The following is a 12,560-nucleotide window of genomic DNA, read 5'->3' on the forward strand; positions in this document are numbered from 1 at the left end:
ATGTGGAGCTTTCTGTCAGCTGTATTAGCCGCTTTTACCGCGCTCTGGATTGCCCGAGTAGTTTATCCTTGGCAAAAAGAACAAGATCGCAAACTGAAAGTTGATGAGGAAAAACGCAAGGCTGTCGCGAACCTTATCCATGCACTTGAAGAATTTATGGCCGTTCTCACAAACGCCGCGTTGGTACGTGTGGATGTTGTCCCAGATACCACGCAACAGCGCATTGATGTTCAAAAGGCGCTGTCCCTTCTGAGGGCGTACGGTGAAATAGAAACAGTTGAAAGTGCGATAGCATTTGAAAAAGCGATTAGAAGTTATCGACAATGTTTGATAGTCGAAAAGCCTTTGCGATTAGAATGCGAGCCGCATGCAACACGACCAAACGCGGTGAAGAGAACGCCAGAGTATAAGTCAGCGCAAGATGACCGGGCCGAGGCGTATCGTGCAATCGAGACAGCGCGCAGCCTATTCTTTGACGAAGCTGGGAAAATGCTGGGGGTGACATTGTCGCAGCAGAAACTCGTTGATGCTTCGGACGATCAAGACGCCGACCAATAGAAAAGGTGTGGGTTTGCACTCATCCTATTGCTTCAAACCACTGTAGGATGGGTGAAACCCACGCGCAAAAGGCCCACCATGACCAGTGATACCGAAGACCTGCAAGACACATACCCCGGCGCGGGCACGTTCAAGTTTGGCGATAGCGCGGCACTCTGCCAGCACCTGATCGCCCTTGTCCGCCAAGGTAAAAAGACGGCGACCTGCGGCGCACTCTCGAACTTCGAAGGCGAGCCTGAGGCGATGCCGGTCGTGGGCCGCTGCGATATTGCGGCGAACTGGGACGGCACGCCTGCATTGGTCATTCGCACAACCGCCGTGCAGGAAATCCGCTATTGCGACGTCACCGAAGAGATGGCGATCGCCGAGGGCGAAAACGACACGTTGCTGGGCTGGCGCAAGGATCATAAAGCGTTCTTCAAACGCAACGGTGAATTCCACCCCGAAATGATGCTGGTCTTTGAACATTTCGAACTGGTCGAAGACCTCTCTGGGCGCGAGCTTTGAATGCGTCTGTACGTTACGCTTCTGATCCTTGTAATCGTCGGCGCGCATATCGCGATGTGGACGTCCGACATGCCGCGTGATCTGGCCCTGCGTCTGACGCTGATCAATGCAGCAGGGTGGGCGGTGATCCTGATCCCGGCTTGGCTGGTCTCAAAATGGGCGGCGGCACATCAGCGCAAGGGCTAGATCACGGCCGGCCCTGACACCTCTTTCCCCTTTGCGTCTAATCCGTTAAGCCCAATCCAACAGATTTAACCCGCAGGATGGACCCATGAAATTCACGCTTTCCTGGCTGAAACACCACCTTGAAACCGACGCATCGGTTGCTGACATCGCCGAGGCCCTGACCGACCTCGGGCTTGAAGTAGAAGGCATCGAAAACCCCGCTGAACGCTTGGCGGACTTCAAGATCGGCAAGGTGCTGACCGCGGAGAAGCACCCCGACGCCGACAAGCTGAAGGTCTGTCAGGTCGACACTGCCGATGGCCCGACCCAGATCATTTGTGGTGCGCCGAATGCCCGTGCCGGTATCACCGTCGTCATCGCCAGCCCCGGCATCTATGTGCCCGGCATTGATACCACTATTGGTGTGGGCAAGATCCGCGGGATTGAAAGCTACGGCATGATGTGTTCCGAGCGCGAGATGGAGCTGTCAGACGAACATGACGGCATCATTGAGTTGCCCTCTGGCGAGGTTGGCCAGCGCTTTACCGATTGGTTGGCCAAAAACAAGCCCGCGCAAGTGGATCCGGTTATCGAGATTGCGATCACACCAAACCGCCCGGACGCGCTGGGCGTGTGTGGTGTCGCCCGTGATCTGGCTGCGCGCGGTTTGGGAACACTGAAATCAGTGACGGTTGACCCAGTGCCTGCCACCTTCAAGGCAGATATGAATGTGTCCATTGATGACGATACGGTTGATGGGTGCCCGATTTTCTGTGGTCGTTTGATTAGGGGTGTCAAGAATGGGCCAAGCCCCGAGTGGCTGCAAACGCAATTGCGTGCCATTGGGCTGCGTCCGATCAGCTTTTTGGTCGATGTGACCAACTGGTTCACTTATGATCTGAACCGCCCGCTGCACGTCTTTGATGCCGATCAGGTGACGGGCAACCTGCGTGTGCACCGTGCCGATGGCGGTGAAGTGATCACCGCGCTCGACGACAAGGAATATACGCTGCAAGCCGGTCAGATGGTCATTTCCGACGATAAAGGCCCAGAGAGCATTGCCGGGATCATGGGCGGAGCCGAGACAGGCTGCACCGAAGAGACTGTGAACGTCTTTGTCGAAAGCGCCTATTGGGACCCGGTTCAGATCGCCTACACAGGGCGCGCGCTGAAAATCAATTCCGACGCGCGCTATCGCTTTGAACGCGGCGTTGATCCGTCCTTCACCCCCGAAGGGTTGGAACATGCCGTGCGCATGATCGTGGATCATGCGGGGGGCGAGGCGTCTGAATTGATCCAGGCTGGTGTCGTACCTGATACATCGCGGGCCTATGAATTGGACGCCAAGCGCGTGATCTCGCTGGTGGGCATGGACATCCCGGAGGCCACACAACGTGAAACCCTGACCGCCCTTGGGTTCACGATGAAAGGCAATATGGCCCATGTGCCGTCATGGCGCCCTGACGTTCAGGGACAGGCTGATCTGGTGGAAGAGGTCGCGCGCATTGCGTCCCTGACCAAGCTGCAAGGCAAGCCATTGGCCCGCATAGATGCTGGTGTGCCCAAACCGATCCTGACCGCCGGCCAGTCGCGTCAGCAGGCGGCCCGCCGTACCGCTGCCGCATTGGGGTACAATGAATGCGTGACCTATAGCTTCGTTGATGCCGAAGCTGCCAAGCTCTTCGGCGGCGGTGATGATACGACCATGCTGGAAAACCCCATCAGTTCGGAAATGTCGCATATGCGGCCCAATCTGCTGCCCGGTTTGCTGCGGGCCGCTGCCCGCAATCAGGCGCGGGGTTTCATGGATATGGCGCTGTTTGAGGTTGGCGCTGGCTTCCACGGCGGTGAGCCGGGTGAACAGCATATGCTGGTGTCTGGCGTCTTGATCGGGCGGACCGGACCCAAGGATGTGCATGGCACGTCGCGTCCCGTCGATCTGTATGATGCTAAAGCAGATGCAGAGGCTGTTCTGGCCGCCATTGGCGCGCCTGGGAAGGTGCAGGTTCTGCGCGGTGCATCTGATTGGTGGCATCCGGGGCGACACGGCAAGATTTGTCTGGGGCCGAAAAAGGTGCTGGGTATTTTTGGCGAATTGCACCCCAAGGTCCTGCGCGAGATGGATATCAAAGGGCCGGCCGTGGCCTTTACGATCTGGCCAGATGAGGTGCCGACGCCCAAGAACAAGACAGCCGCCCGTAGCGCGCTGGCCGCGACCGACCTGCAGGCGGTTGAACGTGATTTTGCCTTTGTCGTTGATGCCGATGTTGAGGCGCTGGCCCTGGTCAATGCCGCCGCCGGTGCCGATAAGGCGCTGATCGCAGAGGTGCGCGTCTTTGACGAATTCATCGGTGGCAGCTTGGGCGAGGGTAAGAAGTCGCTGGCCGTGACTGTGCGCCTGCAACCGACGGACGCGACGCTGAAAGACGCCGATATCGAAGCGGTCAGCGCCAAGATCGTCGAAAAGGTAGCAAAGGCTACAGGCGGTGCGTTGCGGGGATAATGGTCTGCTGCTTTCATTGAACGAAGGACGTTAAAGATGAAGACCGTCAATCTTGCAGACAAGCTGAGCCAAGTCTCGGATCATTGGGATCCGCATGTGATCGCGGACTACAACAACAACGACGTCATGGTCGTGAAATTTGTGGGCGAGTTCCCGTTCCATCAGCACCCGACAACGGATGATTTCTTTTTCGTGCTCGAAGGCGAGATGCAGATGGATATCGAAGGAGAGCCATCGCGTACTGTGAAAGCGGGCGAACTTTTTGTCGTGCCCAAGGGCGTTGTGCATCGGCCAAGAGCAGACAAGGAAGTTAAGGTTCTGCTAATCGAACCCAAGGGCGAACCAAACTCTGGTGACGCTGACCGCGTTCCAGCCCCAAAACCACGGCTATGACGCGCGGTTGATAGGTACCTCATTAGGTCTATTTTCCTATATAACTGAATTGAAGGAGCCGACCCATGACGCTGAAAATTTACCTCTCTGGCGAAATCCACACCGATTGGCGCGATCAGATCACGATGGGGGCGTCCGGCCTTGATGTGGTCTTTGACAGCCCCGTGACCGATCACGCGGCCTCTGACGATTGCGGCGTGGCGATCATGGGGGCGGAGCCGAATAAGTTCTGGCATGACAACAAGGGCGCCAACCTGAACGCGATCCGCACGCGTCACGGGATTGAACACGCTGATATCGTCGTCGTGCGCTTTGGTGAAAAATACAAGCAATGGAACGCGGCCTTTGACGCGGGTTATGCTGCAGCCCTTGGCAAGTCACTGATCGTGATGCATGGACCAGAGCATCAGCACCCGCTCAAAGAGGTGGACGCTGCAGCACTGGCCGTTGTGGAAGAGCCGCAACAGGTTGTTCAAATCCTGCAATATGTGCTGAACGGAACTTTACCCGCCTAATGCGCTGGCCAATTCGTGCAGTGTCTTTATGTTGGTCACTGCACCAAGATTGGTGCCAATCCAATGACAGCGAAGGTGAACGAAATTGATCATGCAAAGCAAAGCATTGGCCGCCCTTGCGTCAATTTTCCTTGTCATGGGATGCGCGAATATTGCGGCGGACCGTGCGGTCGTGAACGTGGCAGATACTGGTGAGTTGCTGAAGCTGCGATCCGGCCCCGGCCTTGGCTTCAACATCATCCTGGGGCTGCCGGATGGGACGTTGGTGAACCGCCGCACATGCGTCACAGAAGTTGGACAGCTCTGGTGCGAGGTTTCTCTTGCTGATGCCCCACAAATTACCGGCTATGTTTCCGCCGACTATTTGTCTGCGAACTGACAGTCCAGACCAAATTTGTGGCGATGGTTGGCGCGTCTGAGCGAATAAGATTGGCTTTTCCGCGCAGCAGAAGACATTCAGCCGCGCGGAAAAATTGTGCTGACTATGACGGATCAGGGATCCGTTTTGCCTTTGCGACAGCGGGGCGCGCAAAGAACCGCTCAACATAGGCCGGGACGTTCTTGAGGTCGTGATAGCCCACCACATCTTTCGTCCCGTAGTATTCGAGCGCATTGAGCCACGGTGCGATGGCCATATCCGCGATGGAATAGTCGCCAGCGATCCAGTCCTTGCCTTCAAGTTCTTTGTCGACAACGGCAAGAAGGCGGATCGCCTCGTGGCGGTAGCGTTCGCGCGGGCGGGGGTCTTCTATGTCCTTACCGGCAAATTTGTAGAAAAAGCCCATCTGCCCAAGCATCGGACCCAAACCACCCATCTGGAACATCAGCCATTGAGTAATTTTTGCTTTCTCCGCTGCGTTTGTCCCAATGAATTTTCCTGATTTTTCAGCGAGGTAGAGGAGAATGGCGCCGCTTTCAAAAATCCCGATTGGCCCGTTGGGTCCACCGGGATCAATGATTGCGGGGATTTTGTTGTTGGGGTTCAAGGACAGAAAAGCATCGCTTTTCACATCCGCATCACTGAGCGTCACAAGGTGTGGTTCATAGGCGAGACCCATTTCCTCAAGTGCGATGGACACCTTTACGCCGTTGGGCGTCGGGTAGGAATAAAGTTGGATGACCGAGGGGTCCTTGGCAGGCCACCGTGATGTGACAGGGAAGGCGGATAGGTCAGCCATGATGCGACCTCCTTTTGCATGATTTCGATCTTCGGAACTTAAGGGGAAAAGCGTGCAATAAAACCCGTAGCACTGTTGGTTAATTTAGGATTAACTGTGCGCACTCGCGCAGTAGGCAAAGAGATCTACGCGCAGCCAACTAAATGTGGGGACACTATGCTAAACGAATTCAAAGACTTCATCGCCAAGGGCAACGTCATGGACATGGCCGTCGGTATTATTATCGGCGCCGCCTTTACTGCAATCGTGACATCGCTTGTCGGTGATCTGATCAATCCAATCATCGGCCTTGTGTCGGGTGGCATTGATTTCACCAATAACTATGCCGTTCTTGGTGGTGAGGTGCCTGAGGGCGCATCGCTTGAGGCCGCCCGCGAGGCCGGCGCATCAATCTTCGCTTATGGTGCTTTCATCATGGCGATCATCAACTTCCTGATCATCGCATTTGTGGTGTTCATGCTGGTTCGCTACGTCAACAAGATCAAAGACGCTGCGGCCAAGGCAGAAGAGGAAGCACCGGAAGAGGAAAAGGGTCCAACAGCAGAAGACTTGCTGGCAGAGATCCGCGATGCGCTAAAAGCAAACGCCTAATCATCGTAGGAAACAGACGAAAAGGCGCGCTGGTTCAGCGCGTCTTTTTGTTTGGCTAAACCTCAGTTGTTTTGCTTGATAGGAAGGCCGCGATCGCGTCGGTAACGACAGTGGGACATTCCAATGGCGAGGTATGCCCCGCCTTTGGGATTTCGATCAATTGCGAACCGCGCATCGCCTGCTGGATCTTCTTTGCATAGGCGGGCGGCGTCGGGATATCCTCTTCGCCGACCATGATAAGCGTCTGCGGTGGCGCCTCCAACGCGCGGAGATGGTCCAAGACATCATCACGATCAAAGATCGCCCGTCCGAAGTGACGGATGGATGTCTTGTCCAGGCCCCCAATATAGGTTTTCCAGCTTTGGAACTCGGTGCGCCGTGCCGGGTCGGTTCTGAATGCTTTTCCGAAGAGGAGCGGCAGAACCTTTCCAAGCAATGGTTTGATGCCCACCAGCCGTACAAAGAATAGCAGCTGGTTGTACTGCTTCAGGCTGGATGGTGCTTCTGCTTCGGCGCCCGTATCGATCAAGATCAGTTTGCCGATCAAATCAGGGCGCCTCAGCAGCAGCCGCATGCCGACATAGCCGCCTGTGGACATGCCAGCAAAATGGACCGGAGCATCACAAAGTGCCTCAATCAACTGGGCTGCATCATCAACAAGGTCATACATGTCGAATGGGGCGTCGCAACGCCCACTTTCCCCATGCCCCCGGTGATCGAACGCAATGACCCGATAGGTTTTGCTAAGCGCCTCTATCTGCGCCGCAAACATCTTATGGCTCATCAGATATCCGTGTGAGAGCACAATCGTCTCTGGACCAGAACCAGCGGATTGGTAGTGTATCGCGCGTCCATTGATGTCGAGTGTGGGCATGGTGCGTGGCGTCCCATCATTGCATGACGGAACGCTATAGATCACGATCTATTGCAGCAACCTTTATGCCCTAAGCGCCAGCGTTGGCGCAATCACATCGATCCCAAGTGCTTTGCCAACTGCATAGTAGGTCAATTGCCCGGCATGGACGTTCAGCCCATTTAGCAGGTGCGGATCATCTTCGCAGGCTTGCCGCCAACCCTTGTCTGCCAGGGACAGCATGAAGGGCATCGTGGCATTGCCAAGCGCAATCGTTGATGTGCGCGCGACAGCACCCGGCATGTTGGCGACGCAATAGTGCATGATCCCATCCACATCGTAGATCGGGTCTTCGTGGGTGGTTGCCTTGGATGTTTCAAAACAACCGCCCTGATCGATGGCAACATCAACGAGGGCCGCACCGGGTTTAAGCTCGGATAATTGCGCCTTGGAGATCAGTTTGGGGGCCGCCGCACCGGGGATCAGGACGGCACCGATGATCAAATCTGCCGCCCGCGCGAGTTCGATTGTGTTGCCTGCACTGGCATAGCTGTTTTTGAACTGCGTACCAAAAACGTCGTCAAGGTAACGCAGCCGTGGCAGCGACCGATCAAGCACTGTGACATCGGCCCCCATACCTGCCGCGATGCGCGCGGCATGTGTACCCACAACGCCGCCGCCAATGACCACAACGCGCGCAGGACCAACGCCGGGAACGCCGCCCATAAGAACACCGCGTCCGCCATTGGCCTTTTGCAAGGTCCATGCGCCGACCTGAGGGGCGAGACGCCCCGCGACCTCTGACATAGGTGCCAACAGCGGCAGACCGCCCCGGTCATCCGTGACAGTTTCATATGCGATGCAGGTTGCCCCTGATGCGATCAGGTCCTTGGTTTGCGCGGGGTCCGGGGCGAGGTGCAGGTAGGTAAACAAAATCTGACCTTCGCGGAGCATTTTTCGTTCCGAGGGTTGCGGTTCTTTCACTTTTACAACCATTTCCGCTGTTTCAAAGATCTCGGCTGCGGTTTGGACAATTGAGGCGCCCGCCGCGGCGTAGTCGGCATCTGTAAATCCGGCACCAAGGCCTGCGCCGGCCTGAATCGTCACCTTGTGACCGTGGTTGACGGCCTCGCGCGCAGCGTTCGGTGTGATGCCGACGCGAAATTCCTGTGGTTTGATTTCTGTTGGGCACCCAATATGCATGACCGTTTCCTCCCTTTTTCCTTCAAAGAGTATCAAACCCATTTTTGATAAAAGCATCGGGCTTTCGCTTGGATGTTTGCGGTAACTTTGGTAGAAAAATGCAAGATATGACAAATTTGCAGAAGGATCGTGCGCATCGTGGAAATTGACAGCATAGATCGCCGAATCCTGGAGGTTTTGCAAAAGAATGGGCGGATGTCGAATGCAGAGCTCTCAGAGCGTGCAAATCTCTCTGCGTCTGCCTGTCATCGGCGCGTCCAGCGGTTGGAAAAGGACGGCTATATCCGCGACTATGTGGCCTTGCTTGATCCGCGCAAAGTGGGGCGGCATACGACCGTTTTCGTCGAAATCACGTTGAGCGGTCAGGCGGATGAAGTTCTCGATGCATTTGAGAAAGCAGTCGCACGTGTTCCCGATGTCCTCGAATGTCATTTGATGGCAGGCACGGCGGATTACTTGCTGAAGGTCGTGGCTGGTGACACAGAGGATTTTGCGCGTATTCACCGGCGATATCTGGCGACTTTGCCCGGGGTCGCACAAATGCAGTCATCATTTGCGCTGAGGACGGTGAGACAGACAACAGCGTTGCCTGTTTGAAGTGGCGATGGTTCGCGTACCATGCGTTAATCTTCGCTTCATTTCCATATTCTAGCCACGATTGAACTTATAAGTGTTGTGAAACGCGACAGGCTTTTGGTCGAGTGGACAGTTTGTTCGCGATCTATACATCGGAGAAACATATATGTGCATATTGTGCGGCTGCGCGTCTTGTACCGGCCAAGATGGTCTGGAAAACAAGACCGATGAATTTAACCAAATTCAAATCAGCACACCCCAAGGTGGTTCAGCAAACATCAAATGGGGCAATGATATTCGCGGGGCACAGAGTGATGAAATCACTTGGTCAGTTAATCTGGCCGGTCTCAGCATAGTGGCTGGCTCAAATATCGGCCAGTTTGAGACCGCTGTTGAAGAGGCTTTTGAAACTTGGGCCGCTATTGCGGGGCTGAATTTCCGTTTTCAAACAACAGGCAACGCGGATATTGACATCAATGTTGCCCCCTTAAACGGTAGTACGATTGGTGTTGCGAACACATTCTTTTTTCCCAATGACAGCGATGGGAATGGTGTTGTTGAGATTGCGGAGTCCAATATTTCAATGGACCAGGACGAAACGTGGCGACCTGATGGAAACTCTGGCGCGTTTACATTTCTTCAAGTGATGCTGCACGAGATTGGCCATGCTTTGGGTATGGACCACTTCAACACATCTGACGCGATCATGAACGCATCCGCGAATGCGGGCGCGCGGGTCTTGGGTGCAGATGACATAGCGGGCATACAGAATCTTTATGGGGAACGGCGTTGGTCAGATGATGGCGAAGACGTCAATTTTCAACATATTGGTGTTGGTCAGACAGCCTTTGCCAAGGGCGGTAATGACGACCTGAGCGGAACAGCACTGCGCGATGTATTTTACGGCGGTGCTGGCAACGATAGTCTGAGCGGACAGAACGGCAACGACTTCCTGATGGATACCCGTGGCACGAATGAAATTTACGGCGGCAACGGCAATGATACGATTGTTGGTGGTGGCGGTACGCTTGATGCCGAAGGAAACAGCGGCAATGACATCCTGATCGGCGGCATTGGCAATGATACGTTGAACGGTGGCACCGGAAATGATGTCCTGCGCGGCGATCCAACAGGGAGCTTTATCTCCGGTGATGATACTTTGATCGCAGGGTCCGGCAATGACGTGCTAGAAGGCGGCGGCGGTGCGGATACCTTCGTATTCGACCGGACCGATGGCGACAACCGTATCCTTGACTTCGAGGCCGGTGTCGATGTGGTTGATTTGCTAGGCTTTGCCGTGGGGAACGGTACACTGAACACATCTGGTGGCAACACAACATTCACCTACAATCAAAACGGCGTTGACTTCTCGATTTTCTTCGCAGACGCAATCCTGACCGCATCGGACTTTATGTAATGGACACGTCACTTTTTCGCGCCGGACTGATCGGTTTCGTATTTTTGGGCGTCGCTGCATGTGGCGCCGGCGGGGGCGGGGGCGGTGGTGATGGTGGCATCCCAACCGAAGCGATAGATCCACCGGATGAGGTTATTGACGGTGATTACGCGGATCTGACAGATCGCACAGCGCCCGGAACCGCCGGGATGGCCTATGTTCTTCTTGAAGGACAAACACGTCGCAATAGCGATGGTGTCGACATCACATATAGCAGTGGTACGATCAGTGGTGGTTTGTTGAATGGAACCGATGTCGATGACATTGCACAAGGCACGGCCGACACCGGTTTTAGCAACCCTGCCAATGGGGAATTTTCCCGCATTGTGCGGTTGACCGACGACAATGTATTCGGCGTTGTGGGGCTTGATGTTATGTCAGGTGATCTGCCCACGGCAGGCACAGTCACTAGCTATAACGAAGGTTGGGTCGGCATGACCGCAGTATTTGAAAGGGATGTGCTTTTGCTTGAAGGGGCCGCGGAATTCACCGCGACCTGGGCTGCCAACGATATTGATGGTCGCTTTTTCAACCTATCTGGCACCAACCGCGTTGGTAGTGACGTCACGAATGTCGGCACAATCGTTTTGACAAATGGGACTATCAGCCAAGACAATTTTACTGGTGGCTCTGTGAGCGGCACAGGTGTGTTTGCCCGACTTGGTGGCGCTGGCTCGACGTCATCGACAGGCGGTACATTCTTTGGCCCGCAGGCCGATGAATTGGGCGGCGTTGTTGTAATCAGCGACCCGAACGATGATATCCTTGTCCTTGGCGCGTTTCAGGCCGACTGATCGTTTTTGATCGTTTCCTCAGGGTCTTGCGACAAACCGTAGGGTGCTGCCAGATTCCAGACATGCCTAGGCACCATGTTTTTGATTTTCGCGGGTTCTTCCCGGCGGAGATGAAGGATTGTTTCGGCTGCTTTCATCTCGACCCGCGCGCGGGCAAATTCTAAACCGCGTGGTCCGATCCGTGGCATCAGCCATCCCATAATTCCGCGTAACCAGTCAGGCATGCGTCGAAGTGGCAGACCACCCGCGGCAAGCCGCGTGTTTTCGACGAAACCTTTGACCGCGCTTGCCCTTTTGCCCCGCGATCCTGGCGCGGCGAGTGTGACCTCATCGCCCAAGTTTTTTAGCATCTCCGCCCCGCGATCGTTGCGCACAATCAGCCATTGGTCACCTTCGCCAGCCATGTATCCTACGGTGATATCAGCAAGCCGGTTGGTGTAGTCCACGCAGGTTCGGCAGGTCGTGGGAAAGAAATCAGGCGGTAGGTCTGACAGAGGTAACTTGAGGAAGGGGATCAGCCGCTGGCTGCCGTCTTTGAATCGCAGTTCCACATGATAGTCGGAGCGGAATTCGAGGTAGGTGACGGTTTCTGGCGCGTCTGTCAGGCGTGCGAGGAAGCTGTGAAAATTTTCGGTCGTTGTGTTGTCTGAGCAGGGCGTGCCGATCACATAGATGCGGTCGAACCCAAGGTCAGCCTCCATGGCGCGCAAAGCATATATCTGGCAGGGGATGCCGATGACCGCGATTGTGCGGTGCCCTGCCGCGCGGGCCGGTTCCAGCAGGGCCAACAGGGGCGCGTAGCCCATGCGCATCCCGCGTGCGTGTTTCATGTCTGCGGCGTCGGTGATGATCGCGGGGCGCGGACGCCATGTGTCGGTGTCGTCGGGGACCATGGTAAGGACTGCATCAACTGCGCCGGTTTCCAGCAGCCGCTCGGCGAAACGCGTGGTCAGACCCGTCCATTGCGCGCCATCACTGGCGGGGGTGAGGGCGGCGCGATACATCGCTTGGGTGACGCCAAAGAAGCGTTCGTCACCGGTGGTCTGCGCAGTCCTACCGTGGATGCTGTTTTCGGCAGTGGGGTAGTCCGGTTTGATGAACTGGCATGCTTTGCCGCAAGCGGATGGGTCCTTCATCCGCGAAACACCGCAATCGGTACAAAGGCCGCGTGGGGCCGGGTCGCGGAACTGGGGTGCCTGAAGTGCTGTCCTCATCCTGTCACACTACCTACCGGGCGGGGTGTGTCTAGCTGGATTACACGGTGCCAT

Annotated in this window: 15 protein-coding genes; 11 read left to right on the forward strand and 4 right to left on the reverse strand. The window is 55.6% G+C overall.

The genetic code is table 11. The annotated features are described in order from the left end of the window. The 7 genes from ACZ1G5_RS11165 (at nt 1) to ACZ1G5_RS11195 (ending at nt 5,020) form a co-directional block, all read left to right on the forward strand. Nucleotides 1–558, forward strand: coding sequence for a hypothetical protein (locus ACZ1G5_RS11165; RefSeq protein WP_472732904.1), 558 nt, complete (start codon nt 1–3; stop codon nt 556–558). 78 nt (nt 559–636) lie between these two features. Beyond that, on the forward strand, nt 637–1,065 hold the full coding sequence (locus ACZ1G5_RS11170; protein WP_472732905.1) for an ASCH domain-containing protein: 429 nt from the start codon (nt 637–639) through the stop codon (nt 1,063–1,065). Then, complete coding sequence (locus tag ACZ1G5_RS11175; RefSeq protein ID WP_472732906.1) at nt 1,066–1,251, forward strand: phenylalanyl-tRNA synthetase subunit beta; 186 nt, start codon at nt 1,066–1,068, stop codon at nt 1,249–1,251. It begins immediately after the preceding gene. A gap of 85 nt (nt 1,252–1,336) precedes the next feature. Then, nucleotides 1,337–3,733 (forward strand): phenylalanine--tRNA ligase subunit beta, encoded by a 2,397-nt coding sequence (gene pheT, locus ACZ1G5_RS11180; protein ID WP_472732907.1) that lies wholly within the window; start codon nt 1,337–1,339, stop codon nt 3,731–3,733. Between the two features lie 36 nt (nt 3,734–3,769). Then, nucleotides 3,770–4,126, forward strand: coding sequence for a cupin domain-containing protein (locus ACZ1G5_RS11185; protein ID WP_472732908.1), 357 nt, complete (start codon nt 3,770–3,772; stop codon nt 4,124–4,126). A 65-nt stretch (nt 4,127–4,191) separates the two neighbouring features. Then, nucleotides 4,192–4,641 carry a YtoQ family protein gene (locus ACZ1G5_RS11190; RefSeq protein WP_472732909.1) on the forward strand — a complete coding sequence of 150 codons (450 nt, stop codon included), beginning with the start codon at nt 4,192–4,194 and terminating at the stop codon, nt 4,639–4,641. A 91-nt stretch (nt 4,642–4,732) separates the two neighbouring features. After that, on the forward strand, nt 4,733–5,020 hold the full coding sequence (locus ACZ1G5_RS11195) for an SH3 domain-containing protein (RefSeq protein WP_472732910.1): 288 nt from the start codon (nt 4,733–4,735) through the stop codon (nt 5,018–5,020). 103 nt (nt 5,021–5,123) lie between these two features. On the opposite strand, the gene ACZ1G5_RS11200 is transcribed toward ACZ1G5_RS11195, so the two are convergent. Next, on the reverse strand, nt 5,124–5,819 hold the full coding sequence (locus tag ACZ1G5_RS11200; protein ID WP_472732911.1) for a glutathione S-transferase family protein: 696 nt from the start codon (nt 5,817–5,819) through the stop codon (nt 5,124–5,126). A gap of 156 nt (nt 5,820–5,975) precedes the next feature. Here ACZ1G5_RS11200 and mscL point away from each other — a divergent pair, with 156 nt between their 5' ends. Continuing rightward, nucleotides 5,976–6,410 carry a large conductance mechanosensitive channel protein MscL gene (gene mscL / locus ACZ1G5_RS11205; protein WP_472732912.1) on the forward strand — a complete coding sequence of 145 codons (435 nt, stop codon included), beginning with the start codon at nt 5,976–5,978 and terminating at the stop codon, nt 6,408–6,410. Between the two features lie 55 nt (nt 6,411–6,465). Here the strand turns inward: mscL and ACZ1G5_RS11210 are convergent, their stop codons facing one another. Further along, complete coding sequence (locus ACZ1G5_RS11210; protein WP_472732913.1) at nt 6,466–7,329, reverse strand: alpha/beta fold hydrolase; 864 nt, start codon at nt 7,327–7,329, stop codon at nt 6,466–6,468. 18 nt (nt 7,330–7,347) lie between these two features. Continuing rightward, nucleotides 7,348–8,466: an alanine dehydrogenase gene (ald, locus tag ACZ1G5_RS11215; protein WP_472732914.1), complete on the reverse strand. Its 1,119-nt coding sequence runs from the start codon at nt 8,464–8,466 to the stop codon at nt 7,348–7,350. Nucleotides 8,467–8,604: 138 nt separating this feature from the next. Here ald and ACZ1G5_RS11220 point away from each other — a divergent pair, with 138 nt between their 5' ends. The 3 genes from ACZ1G5_RS11220 (at nt 8,605) to ACZ1G5_RS11230 (ending at nt 11,292) form a co-directional block, all read left to right on the forward strand. Next, the gene (locus tag ACZ1G5_RS11220) at nt 8,605–9,063 is read left to right on the forward strand and encodes an Lrp/AsnC family transcriptional regulator (RefSeq protein ID WP_472732915.1); all 459 of its coding nucleotides are present in this window, start codon (nt 8,605–8,607) and stop codon (nt 9,061–9,063) included. Between the two features lie 145 nt (nt 9,064–9,208). Continuing rightward, nucleotides 9,209–10,459, forward strand: a complete 1,251-nt coding sequence (locus ACZ1G5_RS11225) for a matrixin family metalloprotease (RefSeq protein ID WP_472732916.1) — start codon at nt 9,209–9,211, stop codon at nt 10,457–10,459. Next, nucleotides 10,459–11,292, forward strand: coding sequence for a transferrin-binding protein-like solute binding protein (locus tag ACZ1G5_RS11230; RefSeq protein ID WP_472732917.1), 834 nt, complete (start codon nt 10,459–10,461; stop codon nt 11,290–11,292). The genes ACZ1G5_RS11225 and ACZ1G5_RS11230 overlap by 1 nt, the downstream gene beginning before the upstream one ends. Here the strand turns inward: ACZ1G5_RS11230 and ACZ1G5_RS11235 are convergent. Further along, a complete protein-coding gene (locus tag ACZ1G5_RS11235) occupies nt 11,280–12,506 on the reverse strand; it encodes a Coenzyme F420 hydrogenase/dehydrogenase, beta subunit C-terminal domain (RefSeq protein ID WP_472732918.1) in 1,227 nt (408 codons plus the stop codon). The genes ACZ1G5_RS11230 and ACZ1G5_RS11235 overlap by 13 nt on opposite strands. Between the last annotated feature and the right edge of the window lie 54 nt (nt 12,507–12,560).

This window comes from Yoonia sp. JB2-21 (assembly GCF_055693545.1).

What these genes read in the sequence shown, in the direction of transcription:
- ACZ1G5_RS11200 (WP_472732911.1), bottom strand. Translation starts at nt 5,819, where the DNA reads ATGGCTGACCTATCCGCCTTCCCTGTCACATCACGGTGGCCTGCCAAG.
- mscL (WP_472732912.1), top strand. Translation starts at nt 5,976, where the DNA reads ATGCTAAACGAATTCAAAGACTTCATCGCCAAGGGCAACGTCATGGAC.
- ACZ1G5_RS11195 (WP_472732910.1), top strand. Translation starts at nt 4,733, where the DNA reads ATGCAAAGCAAAGCATTGGCCGCCCTTGCGTCAATTTTCCTTGTCATG.
- ACZ1G5_RS11165 (WP_472732904.1), top strand. Translation starts at nt 1, where the DNA reads ATGTGGAGCTTTCTGTCAGCTGTATTAGCCGCTTTTACCGCGCTCTGG.
- ACZ1G5_RS11185 (WP_472732908.1), top strand. Translation starts at nt 3,770, where the DNA reads ATGAAGACCGTCAATCTTGCAGACAAGCTGAGCCAAGTCTCGGATCAT.
- ACZ1G5_RS11230 (WP_472732917.1), top strand. Translation starts at nt 10,459, where the DNA reads ATGGACACGTCACTTTTTCGCGCCGGACTGATCGGTTTCGTATTTTTG.
- pheT (WP_472732907.1), top strand. Translation starts at nt 1,337, where the DNA reads ATGAAATTCACGCTTTCCTGGCTGAAACACCACCTTGAAACCGACGCA.
- ACZ1G5_RS11170 (WP_472732905.1), top strand. Translation starts at nt 637, where the DNA reads ATGACCAGTGATACCGAAGACCTGCAAGACACATACCCCGGCGCGGGC.
- ACZ1G5_RS11235 (WP_472732918.1), bottom strand. Translation starts at nt 12,506, where the DNA reads ATGAGGACAGCACTTCAGGCACCCCAGTTCCGCGACCCGGCCCCACGC.
- ACZ1G5_RS11225 (WP_472732916.1), top strand. Translation starts at nt 9,209, where the DNA reads ATGTGCATATTGTGCGGCTGCGCGTCTTGTACCGGCCAAGATGGTCTG.
- ACZ1G5_RS11175 (WP_472732906.1), top strand. Translation starts at nt 1,066, where the DNA reads ATGCGTCTGTACGTTACGCTTCTGATCCTTGTAATCGTCGGCGCGCAT.
- ACZ1G5_RS11190 (WP_472732909.1), top strand. Translation starts at nt 4,192, where the DNA reads ATGACGCTGAAAATTTACCTCTCTGGCGAAATCCACACCGATTGGCGC.
- ald (WP_472732914.1), bottom strand. Translation starts at nt 8,466, where the DNA reads ATGCATATTGGGTGCCCAACAGAAATCAAACCACAGGAATTTCGCGTC.